The sequence below is a fragment of the Methylobacterium sp. BI1 genome (assembly GCF_056680125.1).
On sequence record NZ_CM155267.1, the window covers coordinates 2,093,001 to 2,108,564 of the forward strand.

13 protein-coding genes are annotated in these 15,564 nt (G+C 70.3%); 10 read left to right on the forward strand and 3 right to left on the reverse strand.

Going from position 1 to position 15,564, the window contains the following annotated elements; all coding sequences use genetic code 11:
- The first annotated feature begins 74 nt into the window (after positions 1-74).
- The 6 genes from gyrA (at position 75) to AC1MGR_RS09790 (ending at position 5,995) form a co-directional block, all read left to right on the forward strand.
- Complete coding sequence (gyrA, locus tag AC1MGR_RS09765) at positions 75-2,819, forward strand: DNA gyrase subunit A (protein WP_480234458.1); 2,745 nt, start codon at positions 75-77, stop codon at positions 2,817-2,819.
- 119 nt (positions 2,820-2,938) lie between these two features.
- Positions 2,939-3,439: a pantetheine-phosphate adenylyltransferase gene (coaD, locus tag AC1MGR_RS09770; protein ID WP_056221017.1), complete on the forward strand. Its 501-nt coding sequence runs from the start codon at positions 2,939-2,941 to the stop codon at positions 3,437-3,439.
- A gap of 51 nt (positions 3,440-3,490) precedes the next feature.
- A complete protein-coding gene (locus tag AC1MGR_RS09775) occupies positions 3,491-4,036 on the forward strand; it encodes a peptidylprolyl isomerase (RefSeq protein ID WP_480234757.1) in 546 nt (181 codons plus the stop codon).
- 46 nt (positions 4,037-4,082) lie between these two features.
- Complete coding sequence (locus tag AC1MGR_RS09780) at positions 4,083-4,511, forward strand: hypothetical protein (RefSeq protein ID WP_480234758.1); 429 nt, start codon at positions 4,083-4,085, stop codon at positions 4,509-4,511.
- A 4-nt stretch (positions 4,512-4,515) separates the two neighbouring features.
- Positions 4,516-4,974, forward strand: coding sequence for a peptidylprolyl isomerase (locus AC1MGR_RS09785; protein ID WP_108038642.1), 459 nt, complete (start codon positions 4,516-4,518; stop codon positions 4,972-4,974).
- 118 nt (positions 4,975-5,092) lie between these two features.
- Entirely contained in the window at positions 5,093-5,995 is a 903-nt protein-coding gene (locus AC1MGR_RS09790; RefSeq protein WP_480234459.1) for an EamA family transporter, read from the forward strand.
- Positions 5,996-5,999: 4 nt separating this feature from the next.
- Here the strand turns inward: AC1MGR_RS09790 and mobA are convergent, their stop codons facing one another.
- Together mobA and AC1MGR_RS09800 are read right to left on the reverse strand one after the other, a co-directional pair.
- Positions 6,000-6,620 (reverse strand): molybdenum cofactor guanylyltransferase MobA, encoded by a 621-nt coding sequence (gene mobA, locus AC1MGR_RS09795; protein WP_480234460.1) that lies wholly within the window; start codon positions 6,618-6,620, stop codon positions 6,000-6,002.
- Positions 6,621-6,625: 5 nt separating this feature from the next.
- The gene (locus tag AC1MGR_RS09800; protein WP_480234461.1) at positions 6,626-7,774 is read right to left on the reverse strand and encodes an Mrp/NBP35 family ATP-binding protein; all 1,149 of its coding nucleotides are present in this window, start codon (positions 7,772-7,774) and stop codon (positions 6,626-6,628) included.
- Positions 7,775-8,144: 370 nt separating this feature from the next.
- Here AC1MGR_RS09800 and AC1MGR_RS09805 point away from each other — a divergent pair, with 370 nt between their 5' ends.
- Together AC1MGR_RS09805 and AC1MGR_RS09810 are read left to right on the forward strand one after the other, a co-directional pair.
- Positions 8,145-9,518, forward strand: a complete 1,374-nt coding sequence (locus AC1MGR_RS09805) for a GGDEF domain-containing protein (RefSeq protein WP_480234462.1) — start codon at positions 8,145-8,147, stop codon at positions 9,516-9,518.
- Positions 9,519-9,583: 65 nt separating this feature from the next.
- Complete coding sequence (locus tag AC1MGR_RS09810) at positions 9,584-10,087, forward strand: pyridoxamine 5'-phosphate oxidase family protein (RefSeq protein WP_108038652.1); 504 nt, start codon at positions 9,584-9,586, stop codon at positions 10,085-10,087.
- A 162-nt stretch (positions 10,088-10,249) separates the two neighbouring features.
- Here the strand turns inward: AC1MGR_RS09810 and AC1MGR_RS09815 are convergent, their stop codons facing one another.
- A complete protein-coding gene (locus AC1MGR_RS09815) occupies positions 10,250-12,412 on the reverse strand; it encodes a molybdopterin oxidoreductase family protein (RefSeq protein ID WP_108038654.1) in 2,163 nt (720 codons plus the stop codon).
- Positions 12,413-12,652: 240 nt separating this feature from the next.
- Between AC1MGR_RS09815 and pdxR the strand changes: the two genes are divergently transcribed.
- Positions 12,653-14,119, forward strand: coding sequence for a MocR-like pyridoxine biosynthesis transcription factor PdxR (gene pdxR, locus AC1MGR_RS09820; protein ID WP_480234463.1), 1,467 nt, complete (start codon positions 12,653-12,655; stop codon positions 14,117-14,119).
- Positions 14,120-14,262: 143 nt separating this feature from the next.
- A complete protein-coding gene (gene pncB / locus AC1MGR_RS09825; RefSeq protein ID WP_480234464.1) occupies positions 14,263-15,555 on the forward strand; it encodes a nicotinate phosphoribosyltransferase in 1,293 nt (430 codons plus the stop codon).
- Positions 15,556-15,564 lie beyond the last annotated feature (9 nt).

Here is a 15,564-nt window from a genome sequence, read left to right on the forward strand (position 1 = left end):
ACAACGCCGTGAGCGGGCGGACGCCATCCTTGCCGCCGACGCTCCGGCCCCCGGACAGGTAGAGACCGAAGACCTTGGCAGAGAACGACATTCCGGGCGCCGGCACGCCGCCGCCCGCCTCCGACATCAAGCCCGTGTCGATCACCGACGAGATGAAGCGTTCCTACCTCGATTACGCCATGAGCGTGATCGTGAGCCGGGCGCTGCCGGATGCGCGCGACGGCCTCAAGCCCGTGCACCGGCGCATCCTCTACTCGGCCTACGAGAGCGGGCACCTGCCCGAGCGGAAATACGTCAAGTCGGCCCGCATCGTCGGCGACGTGATCGGTCTCTACCACCCGCACGGCGACCAATCGATCTACGACGCCTTGGTCCGCATGGCGCAGGACTTCTCCATGCGCCTGATGCTCATCGATGGGCAGGGCAATTTCGGCTCCGTGGACGGCGATCCGCCGGCGGCCATGCGCTACACCGAATCGCGCCTCGCCAAGCCGGCCAACGCGCTGCTCGCCGACATCGACAAGAACACCGTCGACTTCCAGCCGAACTACGACGAGTCGCGCGAGGAGCCGACCGTCCTGCCGGCGCGCTTCCCCAACCTCCTCGTCAACGGCGCCGGCGGCATCGCGGTCGGCATGGCCACCAACATCCCGCCGCACAATCTCGGCGAGCTGATCGATGCCTGCGTCGCGCTCATCGACGATCCCGGACTGTCGATCGAGCAGCTCACCGAGTACCTGCCCGGTCCCGACTTCCCCACCGGCGGCTCGATCCTCGGCCGCGCCGGCACCCGCCAGGCCTACGCCACGGGCCGCGGCTCGATCATCATGCGGGCGAAGTCCCATGTCGAGGAGCTGCGCAAGGAGCGCGAGGCGCTGATCTTCACCGAGATCCCGTATCAGGTGAACAAGGCGACCCTCATGGAGAAGATCGCCGAGCTGGTGAAGGAGAAGCGCGTCGAGGGCATCTCGGATCTGCGCGACGAATCCGACCGCGACGGCATGCGCATCGTCGTCGAGATCAAGCGCGACGCCATGGCGGAGGTGGTGCTGAACCAGCTCTACCGCTTCACGCCCCTGCAATCGTCCTTCGGCTGCAACATGGTGGCGCTGAACGGCGGCCGCCCCGAGCTGATGAACCTCAAGGACCTGCTCCAGGCCTTCGTGGATTTCCGCGAAGAGGTGGTGTCCCGGCGGACCAAGTTCCTGCTCAACAAGGCCCGCGAGCGCGCCCACGTCCTGTGCGGCCTCGCCATTGCGGTGGCCAACATCGACGAGGTCATCCGCCTGATCCGGACCTCGCCCGATCCCAACACCGCCCGTGAGGCGCTGATGGACCGCGACTGGCCGGCCCACGACATCGCGCCCCTCATCGCCCTGGTGGACGATCCGCGCCACCGGGTCGCCGAGGACGGCACCTACCGCCTCTCCGAGGTGCAGGCCCGCGCCATCCTGGACCTGCGCCTGCAGCGCCTCACCGCCCTGGGCCGCGACGAGATCGGCGACGAGCTGAAGAAGCTCGCCGACGAGATCGCCGACTACCTCGACATCCTGCGCTCGCGCCTGCGCATCATGGGCATCGTCAAGGACGAGTTCGCGGAGGTCCGCGAGGCCTACGCCACCCCGCGCCGCACCGTGATCCTCGACTGGGATTCGAACGTCGAGGACGAGGACCTGATCCAGCGCGAGGACATGGTCGTCACCGTGTCCCATGCCGGCTACGTCAAGCGCGTGCCGCTCTCGACCTACCGGGCCCAGCGCCGCGGCGGCAAGGGCCGCTCCGGCATGGCGACCCGCGACGAGGATTTCGTCACCCGCCTGTTCGTGGCCAACACCCACACGCCGGTGCTGTTCTTCTCGAACCAGGGCCAGGTCTACAAGGAGAAGGTCTGGCGCCTGCCGATGGCGGCGCCGAACGCCCGCGGCAAGGCGCTGGTCAACATCCTGTCGATGGATGCCGGCACCGAGCGCATCACCACCATCATGCCGCTGCCCGAGGACGAGGCCTCCTGGGAGACCCTCGACGTCATGTTCGCCACGGCGAGCGGCGGGGTCCGGCGCAACAAGCTCTCGGACTTCGTGCAGGTGAACCGGGCCGGCAAGATCGCCATGAAGCTCGACGCGGGCGACCACATCGTCCACGTGGAGATCTGCCGCGCCGACCAGAACGTGCTGCTCACCACGCAGGCCGGCCAGTGCATCCGCTTCCCCGTCGAGGACGTGCGCGTCTTCAAGGGCCGCGATTCCACCGGCGTACGCGGCATCAACCTCGCCAAGGACGACCGAGTCATCTCGATGACGATCCTCAACAGCTTCGATGCCTCGCCCGAGGAGCGGGCGGGCTACCTCAAGATGCGTCGCGCCGTGATCGGCGACGGCGTGGAGGGTGAGGAGACGGCGAGCCCCGAGGCGGAGGAGGGGGTGGCCGAGGCCAGCGCCATCTCCCTGGACCGCTACAACGAGATGGGCGCGAACGAGCAGTTCGTCCTCACTCTTTCCGAGCGCGGCTTCGGCAAGCGGACCTCGTCCTACGAGTACCGGACCTCGGGCCGCGGCGGCAAAGGCATCACGGCGATGCGGGTCAATGCCCGCAACGGCAACCTCGTGGCCTCCTTCCCGGTCCAGCCCTCCGACCAGATCATGCTGGTCACCGATGGCGGCCAGCTCATCCGCGTGCCGGTGGACGACATCCGCATCGTCGGTCGCGCCTCGCAAGGCGTGACCGTGTTCAACACGGAGAAGACCGAGAAGGTCGTGTCCGTCGAGCACATCGAGGGCGAGGACGAGACCGACGGCGGCGAGGAGGCCGTGCAGGCCTGATCGCACGCGCCGGCGCGGGCGGCCTCACGGCCGTCCGCGCCGCGTCGGGAGGCTTACGCCGTTTTCGTGTCCGGGCCGGAGGTTCCGTTTCGGGACGAAATGCTCTACCCCGGGCCGCGATGATCCGCACCGCCCTCTACGCCGGCTCGTTCGACCCGGTCACGAACGGACACCTCGACGTCATCCGTCAGGCCTGTCGACTCGTGCAGACCCTCGTCATCGCCATCGGCGTGCATCCCGGCAAGGCGCCGATGTTCTCGCCCGAGGAGCGGGCGGAGCTGCTCCGCGCCACCTGCGAGCCCCTGGCCGAGGCCGAGGGCACGGCGCTGACGATCGTGACCTTCGACGACCTCGCGGTCACGGCGGCCCGGCGGGTCGGCGCCAGCGTCTTCATCCGCGGCCTGCGCGACGGCACCGACCTCGATTACGAGATGCAGCTCGCCGGCATGAACGGCGCCATGGCGCCGGAGGTGCAGACCGTGTTCCTGCCGGCCTCCACCGGCGTCCGGCCGATCACCGCCACCCTCGTCCGCCAGATCGCCGCCATGGGCGGCGACGTCTCGCCCTTCGTGCCGCCGCTGGTTGCGACGCGCCTCGCGCAGCGCTTCCGGGCGGCCTGAGCCCTCCTTCGCCACGACCAACGAAAGCATGCTGACACCATGGCCTTTGGACTGAATCGCCGCATCGCCTTCCTCAGCCTCGCCGGCCTCCTCGCGACGGCGCCCGCAGCCTGGGCGGTGGACGAGAACACGGTGTACCTCGACACCAAGGATGGCCGCGTCACCATCGAGCTGCGCCCGGAGATCGCGCCGAAGCACGTCGCCCAGCTCAAGACCCTGATCAAGCAGGGCTTCTACAACGGCCTCAAGTTCCACCGGGTGATGGACGGCTTCATGGCCCAGACCGGCGACCCGAAGGGCAACGGCACCGGCGGCTCGAGCCTGCCGAACATTCCGGCCGAGTTCTCGCAGGCGCCGTTCCGCCGCGGCACGGTCGGCATGGCCCGCTCGTCCGACCCGAACTCCGCCAACTCGCAGTTCTTCATCTGCCTCGGCGACGCCCCCTTCCTCAACGGGCAGTACACCGTGGTCGGCCTCGTCTCCTCGGGCATGGAGGCCGTGGACGCGATCAAGAAGGCGGCCCCCGGCGCGCCCGGCGGGGCAGTGCAGAACCCCGACAAGATCGTGAAGATGCAGATGGCGCAGGGAGCCAAGTAGTTTGCGGGGCGGCGCCCACCTCGGGGCTCTCGCGGCGCTCGTCGCCGTGGGGCTCCCCGCGCGGGCGGCGCCCTCCACGGGCCCGCTGACCCTCCCGGAAACCCTGCGCGGCACGGTACGGGTTCCGCTGAGCGGCCCGGCCGAGAGCGCGAAACCGGCCGACACCCTGCGGGACCTCTATCCCATCCTCGCGGCGTGCTGGGAGGTCCCCCGGGGGTTGTCCCGCACCGGCGAAGCCGAGATCACCACCCGCTTCGCGCTCCGGCGGGACGGCAGCGTCATCGGGACGCCGCGCGTCACCTTCTCGACGCCGAATTCCAACACCCGCGCCCAACGCATCCTCGCGGATGCGACCCTGGCGGCGATCCGGCGCTGCACGCCGGCCCGGATCACCCCCGCCCTCGGCGCGGCCATCGCGGGGCGCCCCATCGCGCTCCGCTTCATCTACCAAGAGCCCAAGGGAAAAGGAGTCTAGACCCATGGCAGAGACCGACACCATCATCCTGGAGACCACCAAGGGACGCGTCGTGATCGGGCTTCGTCCCGACCTCGCCCCCAACCACGTCGAGCGCCTGAAGACGCTCGCCGCCCAGGGCTTCTACGACGGCGTGCCGTTCCACCGCGTGATCGACGGCTTCATGGCCCAGACCGGCGACCCGACCGGCACCGGCTCGGGCGGCTCCGACCTGCCCGACCTCAATGCCGAGTTCAACGCCGAGCCGCACGTGCGCGGCACCTGCTCGATGGCGCGGACCAACTTCCCGCACTCGGCCAACTCGCAGTTCTTCATCTGCTTCGGCGATGCCCGCTTCCTCGACAAGCAGTACACCGTCTGGGGCAAGGTCGTGGAAGGCATGGACGTGGTCGACACCCTGAACAAGGGCGAGCCGCCGCGCTCCCCCGACAAGATCGTCAAGGCCACCGTCGGCGCCGCCTGATCCGGCCCGCCACTATCGACGTTCGAGGGAAGTGTCCGCGCGAAGGTGCGGACACTTCTTTCGTTTCGGGGCCCGCCACGACTTGGCAGGGCGCCCGCCACCTGGGACATGGCGGCCCATGACCGGCACCCTCCCGCTTCGCGACAGCCTCCTCGCCCTCGCGGTGGTGGCGGTCTGGGGCACGAACTTCGTGGTGATCCGGATCGGGCTCGACCACCTGCCGCCGCTGCTGTTCGCCGCCCTGCGCTTCGTCCTCGCGGCCGTGCCCGGCGTGTTCCTGCTGCCCCGCCCAGCGGTCCCCTGGCGCAACCTCGCCGCCTACGGCCTGCTGATCGGGGCCGGACAGTTCGGACTGCTCTTCATCGCCCTGCGGGGACACATCGCCCCCGGCCTCGCCTCCCTGGTGATCCAGGTCCAGGTCTTCTTCACCATCGGCCTGTCGATGCGGCTGACCGGGGAGCGGGTGCCCGGTCATCAATGGGCGGCCCTCGCTCTCGCCGCCGCCGGTCTCGCCGTCATCGCCGCCCATACCGATGCCACGACGACGCCCTTCGGCCTCGGACTCGTGGTCTGCGCCGCCGCGAGCTGGGCCGGCGGGAACATGGCGGCCAAACGCAGCGGGGCGCGGGCGATGCTGCCCTACGTCGTCTGGGCGAGCCTGTTCTCGGCACCGCCGCTGCTGGCCGCCTCGTTCCTGCTGGAGGGCTGGGAGGCCATCCGGGACGGTCTCCTGCGGGCCGACCTGACGACCTGGGCCGCGGTGGTCTGGCAGTCGGTGGGCAACACGATGTTCGGCTACGCCATCTGGGGCTGGCTGCTCGCGCGCCATCCCGCCGCCCAGATCACCCCGATGGCCCTGCTGGTGCCGGTCTTCGGCATGGGGGCCTCGGCGGTCTGGCTCGGCGAGCCCCTGCCGGCCTGGAAGCTCGGGGCCGCCGGCCTCGTCCTCGGCGGCCTCGCCCTCGGGCTGCTCTATCCGCGCTGGCGCGCCCGCGCCGCGGCCAGGAGCGCCCCGACCTGAGGCGTCAGGCGTCGTCGCGCCCGGCGAGGCGGGCCTCGGCCGCCGCCAGATCCTCCGGCGCGTTGATGTTGGCGAAGGGGTCGTCGGGCTCCGCCGGCCAGGACACCGCCACCGCGCCGTGGCGCCTCAGGAAGGCGCCGACCCGGCGCTCGCCGCGCGTGACCAGGGCCTCGCGCAGGTCCGCCCGCAGGGCCACCGGCCAGAGCGCCACCGTGAAGTGCTCGCGTTCGCCCGACGCCGCCATGGCGATGGTGTCGGCCCGCCCGCCCGCTTCGGCGAGGCGGGCGACGAGGTCGCGGGGCAGGAACGGCGCGTCGCCGGAGACGCTGGCGACGTGGCACGCGGCCGGATGATGGGCGGCCGCGTGGTCCAGCCCGGCGAGGATGCCGGCGAGCGGCCCCGGATTGTCCGGCACGCCGTCGGGCACGACCGCGCCCGGAAAATCCGGGAAGCGGCCGGGATCGCCGTTGGCGTTGAGGATCACCCCGGCGGCGCATTGGGGTGCGAAGCGCGCGAGCACCCGGTCGAGCAGGGTGCGCCCGCCGAGGAGCCGCAGGGGCTTGTCGCCCCCGCCCATGCGGCGCGCCAGCCCGCCGGCGAGGATCACGCCCAGCACCGGCGCCATCGCGGCTACTCGATGACGATGCGGGGTGCCGCCCGCGGCGCGGGGCCGCCGGTCAGGTTGCCCCAGAGCTTGGCGGCGATGCCGCGATAGACCTGCGCGTGCGGCCCGTCCGGGTCCACCGCCACCACCGGGCGGCCCGCGTCGGAGGTCTCGCGGATCGTCATGTTCAGCGGCACCTCGCCGAGGAACGGCACCTCCAGCCGCTCGGCCTCGGCCCGCGCGCCGCCATGCCCGAAGATGTGCGAGGCCGTGCCGCAATGGGGGCAGATGAAGGTCGCCATGTTCTCGATGACGCCGAGGATCGGCACCGCGACCTTGCGGAACATCGTCACGCCGCGGCGCGCGTCGATGAGGGCCAGATCCTGCGGCGTCGAGACGATGACCGCCCCGGAGAGCGGGGTCGCCTGCGCCATGGTGAGCTGCGCGTCGCCGGTGCCGGGGGGCATGTCGACCACCAGCACGTCGAGCTCGCCCCAGGCGACCTCGCGCAGCATCTGGGTGATGGCCGACTGCACCATGGGCCCGCGCCAGATCATCGCCGTCTCGGGCTCGATCAGGAAGCCGATCGACATGACCTTGATGCCGAAGCCCTCCATCGGGGCCAGCAGACGCTCCTCGATGACGCGGGGCTTGCCCGACAGGCCGAACAGCTTGGGCACCGAGGGCCCGTAGATGTCGGCATCGAGCAGGCCGACCTTCAGGCCCTGGGCCGATAGCGCGAGCGCGAGGTTGCAGGCCGTGGTCGACTTGCCGACGCCGCCCTTGCCGGAGGCGACGGCCACGATGTGGCGCACGCCCGGCAGGGCTGGGCCGGTCCGCGGCGGCGGCGGCGCGGCGGGTCGCCCGGGGGAGGGCGGCTGCGGCGCGGCGGATTGCGGGGCGTTCTGGGCCGGCTGGTTCGGGCCGCGCTCGGAGGTCAGGCTGGCGAACACGCCCGAGACGCCCGGGGTCGCCAGGATCGCGCCCTCGGCCCGGCGCCGGATCGGCTCGAAGCGCTCGGCCTCGCTGGGGTCGATCAGGATGGAGAACATCACCCGGTTGGTCGGGTCCACCACCACCTGGGACAGGCGCCCCGAGGCGGGCAGGGTGGTGCCCGCGGCATCGACGGTCACGCTCGAGAGCACCTTCAGCACGTCGTCACGGGTGATCGCCAAGGTTCGGGCTCCTTGCCGGGACCGGCCGGAGGGCCGAGACGCGGCGACACAGAGGGGATCGCGGACGCTGCGGCCTCGACCGGCCCACGCGCGACGAACCCATGCGACAGCACAGGCGGTGCCCGAGTGCAAGCGCTTCCCGGGCCTGTCGGGGGCGAGACCCCTGGTCGCGGCAGCATCTCGGACGCTCCGGGGCGGGGCGCCGTGCCGCGAACGGGCGGGGAGGCTTTCCGCGACGGCGTTCAGGTTTCGCTAGGCATGAGTCGACGGGAGGGCCGTCGATATGGGTCCGCGCGGCCCGTCGCAACGTTCGATGCAGCACAAAGAGACCGCCCGTCGGCGGCCTCGACCGTTGCAGGATCGCTCATCCGTGTACGCCTGGATCCGACAGAGGTTTTCCGCCCCCGCGCGGCCGTCGCGGCTGCGCCCGCGCGGCGACGTCGCCCAGGGCGACCTGACCATGAGCCCGTACCTGCTGCGGTTCTCCCGGCCCGTCTCGGCGCGCTACGAGATCGATACCGGCCGGGAGCGGGCGCTCCACCTGCGGCGCACGATCCTCATCGGCCTGATCTTCCACAACGCCTACAACCTGACCACCGCCCTGCTGATGCCGGGCATGCTGCCCCTGGCGATCGCCCTGCGGCTGCTCCTGGTCACGCCCCTCGGCCTGCTGCTCGCCTGGTCCGTCACCCGGATGCCGGGGCCGCGGCGCGAGCGCATGGTCACCGCCACGATGCTGCTGGTGACGGCGGTGCCGATCCTGCTGTTCAGCCTGGAGCGGGAGGCGGTGAGCGCCATCTGCTACATCGAGTACCCGCTCATGATGGTGTTCGCCACCATGATGCTTGTGCTGCGCTTCCCCCACGCGCTCCTCCTCACCGGCCTCAGCGCGGCGGCCTCGTTCGCCAGCATCGCCCTGCGGACGGACCTCGCCCCGGAGCTCGCCCTCTGCCTCGCCTTCCAGACCGTGGCGGGCGCCTTCTTCGTCCTCTACGGAAATCACCAGATCGAGGGCGTGCGCCGCCGGGCCTACCTCGTCTCCCTGCGCGAGATCCTGCGCTCGGCCGGCCTCGAGCAGGATCGCCGGGTCCTGACCGTTCTGTCGGAGACGGATGCCCTGACGGGCCTCGCCAACCGCCGCGCCCTCGATGCCGCCCTGGCCCGGACCGCCCGCGAGGCGCGCGGCACCGCCCTGCTGATGATCGACGTCGACCACTTCAAGCGCTTCAACGACGCCTACGGGCACCCGGCCGGGGATGCCTGCCTGCGCCGGATCGCCGAGGCGCTGGCGCGGGAGACGCGGGGCGGGCGCGACTGCGTCGCCCGCTACGGCGGCGAGGAATTCTCCGTGCTGATGCGCGGCTGCGACGCCCGCGCCGTCGCCCGCGTGGTCCGCCGCCTGCGGGCGGGCATCGCCGGGCTGGAGATCCCGCATGCGGCCCGGGGCGACGGCCATCCCTGCGTCACGGTCAGCATCGGCGTCGCGATGGCGCCCGCCGGCCGGACGACCTCGCCGGCCGAGCTCCTGGCCGAGGCGGACGCAGCCCTCTACGCGGCCAAGGGCCTGGGCCGGAACTGCCACGTGGTCCGGGCCATCGGCGAGCCGGCGGTCGGCCTCGACGACCGTCGCCTCGGCCGGTTCGGCGCGATGCGCCGGAAGTCCGCCCGGCAAGCGCCGATACATAACCTTGCGCCGCCGGCGCCGGCGCGCCACGCCGAAACCAATGCGGTCCTGGCTCGTTGAGCACACGGTCCGGCTGCCGATCAGCGCGCCGGAAAGCCTTTCGACGAGTTGGAGACTGCGATCCCATGCACCAGGGCAACCACCGCGACCACGAGGGCGCCAAGAAGCTGTTCGCCCTCATCAAGGACGTCAAGGTCGCGATGATGACCACCGCCGACCAGGACGGGAAGCTCTACAGCCGCCCGATGTGGTGCCAGGAGGCGGACGAGAACGGCGACCTGTGGTTCTTCACCAAGCTGCACTCGCCCAAGACCGCCGAGATCAGCAAGGACAACCAGATCAACCTCGCCTACTCGGATCCGTCGAGCCAGACCTACGTCTCGATCGCCGGCAAGGCCGAGATCGTCACCGACCAGGCGATCATCAACGACAAGTGGAGCGAGAGCCTGAAGACCTGGTTCCCCAACGGCAAGGAGGATCCCGAGGTCGCCCTCCTGCGCGTGCACCCGGAGAAGGGCGAGTACTGGGACAGCCCCAACGCCACGATGCTGCACATCTACGGCTACGTGAAGGCCGCCCTGACCGGCGAGTCGCCCAAGACCGAGACCAAGAAGGTCGACCTCGCCTGAGCCTCGGGCTTTCGGTGACCCGGAGGGCGGCGTGCCGAGAGGCGCGCCGCCCTCCGTCGTTCGTGACGCCCCGTCGGCATGCAGGCATCGCGCCGGAACCGCGGGCGCCCGGCCGGACGCGCAAGCGCCCCGTGGGACCCCCGCGCGTTCCCGCCGTCGGCCTCAGTTCGCCCGGGCGACCTCGACGAGGTTGTCCGAGAAGGACGGCGCGTGGCCCATGTCGGTGAACGCGTGCGACGAGATGCTGTTGACCGTGCCCTCGTTGAGCTGGCGCCAGTAGCCGAGCGTGGCCACCACGATGCCGGCCTTCACGTCGTCGGTGATGCGCGCCACGCCCTTGAACGCGCCGCGATCGTTGGCGACCTGGACCCGGTCGCCGTCCCGGATGCCGCGGGCATCGGCGTCGACCTGGTTGATCATCACGAACTGCTCGCCCTGGCCCTTCTGCTTGTCCTCCATGTTCGCGTAGCAGGAGTTCAGGAAGTAGTGGCTCTTGGGCGAGACGATGTTGAGCGGGAAGCGCTTGGCGAGTTCCGGATCGTTGGTGTGGGATTCCCGCGGGCCCAGGTAGTCGGGCAGCGGATCGAGCGCCTCGCCGGGCTGGAAGCCCTCGTACATCTGCCGGAACGGCGGAGCGACGAAGTTCGTGGCCCCCTCGACCATGAACATGCACTTGCCGGTCGGCGTCGGGAAGTTGCCCTCCCTATGCGGCGCCCGGTCGTCCGGCGTGCCGACCTTGAGCCGGGCGAAGCCGTGCTCGCGCATGTACTGCAGGTCGATGCCCTCGCAGGCCGGGGCGTTCCAGTCGACGTAGTGCTCCAGGCACTCCGTGTCGGTCCACTTGAAGTTCTCTTCCTCGAAGCCGAGCCGGGCGGCGAGCTGGCGGAAGATCTCGTTGTTCGGGATCGCCTCGCCGGGCGCGTCCGCGCACTTGGTGTTGTAGGTCAGGTAGAGGTGGCCCCAGGACAGGATCATGTCCTCCATCTCCGCGCCCATCGTCGCCGGCAGAACGATGTCGGCGTAGGAGGCGGTGTCCGAGATGAAATGCTCGGCGGAGACCATGAACAGGTCCTCGCGCATCAGGCCCTCGACGATCTTGTCGGTTTCGGGGGCCTGCGTGACCGGGTTCGAGTTCCAGCACATCATCGACATGATCGGCGGATCGAGCTTCATCTCGCCGGTGAGGGCGCGACCGATCTGCAGGTTCGAGACGACGCGGGTGCCCTCGGGGATCAGGTCGGGCCGGCACATCACGTCGAACTTGTAGGGATGCTCCCACACGCCGAACTGGGTGACGCCGCCGCCGACATGGCGCCAGGCGCCCGTCAGCGCCGGAATGGACGAGACCGCCCGGATGGTCTGGCCGCCGCCGTAGTGGCGCTCCAGCGCCACGCCCATGCGGATGCCCACCGGCTGCTCGGTCGCCATCTCGCGGGCGAGCTTGCGGATGTCCTCGGCCGGGATGCCGGTGATCTCGGCGGCCCACTCCGGCGTGCGGGTGCTGGCCCGCTCCTTCAGCTCCTCGAAGCCGACGGTGTAGTTGTCGACGTAGTCCTGGTCGACGAGGCCCTGTTCGATGATGGAGTTGATCAGCGCCATGGCCAGCGCGCCGTCCGTGCCGGGCTTCGGCGCGATGTGCCAGTCGGCCGCCTTGGCGGTGCGCGAGGCGTAGGTGTCGATAACGACGACCTTGGCGCCTTGTCTCTGGGCATCCTTCACGATGGCCCAGTGGTGCAGGTTGGTGCTGACCGAGTTGCAGGCCCAGATGACGATGTACTTGGAGTGGATGTAGCTGTCCGGGTCGAGGCCGGCGGTCGGGCCGACCGTCAGCAGCCACGCCGTGCAGGAGCCCTCGCCGCAGAAGGTGCGCTCCATGACCGTGGCGCCCATGCGGTTGAAGAAGGCGTCGCCGCCGTTCAGCCCGTGCACGAGGCCCTGGTTGCCGAGATAGCTGTAGGGCGCGATGGCCTGCGGCCCGTACTGGTCGATGATCGCCTTCCAGCGCGTCACGATGGTGTCCAGCGCCTCGTCCCAGCTGATGCGCTCGAACTGCTTGGAGCCCTTCGGCCCGACCCGCTTCATCGGGTAGAGCAGCCGGTCCGGGTGGTAGTGGCGCTTCTCGTAGTCCTTCAGCTTCACGCAGAGGCCGCCCCGGGTCATCGGGTGGTCCGGGTTGCCGCGCACCCCGAGCAGCTCCCCGTCCTTGACCTCGAACAGCATCGAGCAGGTGTCGGGGCAATCGTGCGGGCAGCCGCCGAAGAAGGTCTCGGTCAGGCTCTCGGCCTGGGCGACCAGCAGGGAGTCGGGCTTGACGATCTCGTTCATGTTTCCTCCACGGCCGAGCGTCCCGCCTTATTGTTCCTGGCGGGCCGGCTCGGTGCGCCGACACAATGCACTGAAGTGCTAACAATTCCAAATTTTGGACTGGCGGAAGGGCCAAATGCATGGCCAGCCATGGTACCAACCGTTTTGTCGCGGAGGCGGACCGGGCGTCCGGGATCGCGGGCGTGAGGGCGCGGACCGGAGTTTGTGCCGGACTGCGCGAAGCCGGACGGGATGGACCCTGTGGAACTGACACTGACGCTGGACGCCAAGTCCGAGAAGCCTCTCCAGGCCCAGGTCTTCGATCAAGTTCGCGAGATCATCCTGGGTGGCCAGCTCAAGGCCGGGATGGCGCTGCCGCCCAGCCGCCTGCTGGCGGAGCGCCTTCGCGTGTCACGCAACACGGTGATGCTGGCCTATGAACGCCTGACGGCGGAGGGCTACGTCAAGGCGCGCGGGACGGCGGGCCTGTTCGTGGAGCCGATCCCGCCGGACAGCCTCCTGCTGATCCAGCAGGGCAGCCGGTCGCTCACGAACGGACCGGTACCGGACGCGTCGAGCGAGCCCCTGCTGTGCTTCGCGGGCTCGCCCGGCGGCGGCGGGGACCGGCCCGAGCTCGACTTCTGGGTCGGGCGGTCCGACCCGGCCGGCTTCCCGCTGGCGATCTGGCGACGGATCGTGACGCGGCTCCTCGGCCGGGAGACGGCCTATCTCACCGACTACTGCGATCCGGCCGGTCTCCCGGACCTGCGCACGGCCATCAGCACGCATCTCCGGCGGGCGCGGGCGGTGGCGGTCACCGAGGATCAGGTCATCGTGACCACCGGGGGTCAGGACGCCCTCAACCTCGTGTTCCACCTGCTGAAGGGACATACCAGGCAGCTCTGCATCGAGAACCCCTGCTACCTCGGCGCCTCGCTGATCTTCCGGAACGCCGGCCTGGAGATCCATCCGGTCCCGGTCGACGGCGAGGGTCTGCGGACGGACCTCCTGCCCGCCGCCAGGGGCAGCCTGCTCTACGTCACGCCCTCGCACCAGTTCCCCACCGGGTCCACCCTGCCGTTGACGCGGCGCCTGGCCCTGCTGCGTTGGGCGGAGGAGACCGACAGCTACATCGTCGAGGACGACTACGACAGCGACTTCCGGTACGACGGGCCGCCGCTGACCGCCCTGGCCGGACTCGATGGGGGACGGCGGGTCTTCTACGTCGGGACCTTCTCCAAGTCCGTCGGGGCGGGCCTGCGCATCGGCTACGCCACCGTCCCGCGGATGTTCTGGGACGAGGCCCGGATGCTGAAGGCCCGGATGAGCAACGGCCAGGCCTGGCTGGAGCAGGCCGCGCTGGCCGCCTTCATCGACGAGGGGCACTTCGACCGGCACCTGCGCCGGCTGAGGCAGGTCTACAAGGCGCGACGGGACTGCCTCGTCGCGGCGCTGCGGACGACGTTCGACGGGGCCGTCGTCCTGGGCAGCGAGAGCGGCCTCCACCTGGTCTGGCGCCTGCCGGCGGGCTTTCCGCCCGCCCGGCAGATCCAGCTCAGGGCCCGCGCCCAGGGCATCGGCGTCTACGCCCTCTCGAGCGGCGCGGCTTACGACTTCGACCCCGAAGCCCGGGACGACATGCTGGTCTTCGGGTACTCGTCGCTCACCGAGCTGCAGATCGAGGCGGCGGTCGGCCAGCTGCACCGGATGCTTCGGGCCCCGGACTGACGCGACGGATCCGAGGCCGCCCCCTGCCGTCGCCCCCGCACCCCCACCCTGCGCGGCGACCGATTGACTCGACCCGCGAAGCCGTGCGCCTCTGCGGCCGCGCGGGCGCCGGGAGCGCCCTCAGAGGGGCCGTGATCCGAACCATGCTCGATCTTGCCACGCGGGTGTACAACCACAGCTTCAAGATCGACCCGATCGTCCGGTCGCTGCTCGATACGGACTTCTACAAGCTCCTGATGGCGCAGACGATCTTCCGCCGCCATCGCGATGCCCGCGTCACCTTCGGCATCCAGAACCGCTCGCGGCAGGTGCGGCTGGCCGAGTTCGTCGATGCCGGCGAATTGCGCGAGCAGCTCGACCATGCCCGTTCGGTGCGCCTGAGCCGGGGCGAATCCACCTGGCTGCGCGGCAACACCTTCTACGGCCAGCGCCAGATGTTCTCGGCCGACTTCATGGACTGGCTCGAGGGGTTCCGCCTGCCGGACTACGAGCTGGAGGCCCGGGACGGGCAGTACGTCCTCACCTTCCACGGCCCCTGGATCGAGACCACCATGTGGGAGGTGCCGGCCCTTGCCATCCTCAACGAGCTGCGCACGCGGGGCGTGGTGCGCCACCTCGGCAAGCTCGCCCTGCAGGTGCTCTATGCCCGGGCGATGACCCGGGTCTGGGAGAAGATCGAGCAGCTGCAGCGCCTGCCCGGCCTCTCCATCGCGGATTTCGGCACCCGGCGCCGCCACGGCTTCCTCTGGCAGGACTGGTGCGTGGAGGCGATGCACGAGGCCCTGGGCGACCGCTTTCTCGGCACCTCGAACTGCCTCATCGCCCTGCGCCGCGAGGTCGAGGCGGTGGGCACCAACGCCCACGAGCTGCCGATGGTCTACGCCGCGCTGGCCGACGACGATGCGGGCCTCGCCCGCGCGCCCTACGAGGTGCTGGCCGACTGGCAGCAGGACTATGCCGGCAACCTCCTGGTGATGCTGCCCGACACCTACGGCACCACGGGCTTCCTGGCGAACGCCCCCGACTGGATGAACGCCTGGACCGGCATCCGGATCGACTCGAAGGAGCCGATCGCCGGCGGCGAGGAGGCCATCGCCTGGTGGCGGTCCCGGGGCTCCGACCCGCGCGAAAAGCTCGCCATCTTCTCCGACGGGCTCGACATCGACACCATCGAGGCGATCCACGCCCATTTTCACGGCCGGATGCGGATCGGCTACGGCTGGGGCACGCTGCTCACCAACGATTTCCGCGGCCTGGTACCGGACGGCCGCCTCGACCCGATCTCCATCGTCTGCAAGGTGATCGCCGCCAACGGCCGGCCCACCGTGAAGATCTCCGACAATCCGTCGAAGGCGATCGGCCCGGCCGAGGAGATCACGCGCTACACCCGCGTGTTCGGCGATGCGGGGCAGGCCGCGATGCCGGTCCTGGTCTGAGAGCGCTCA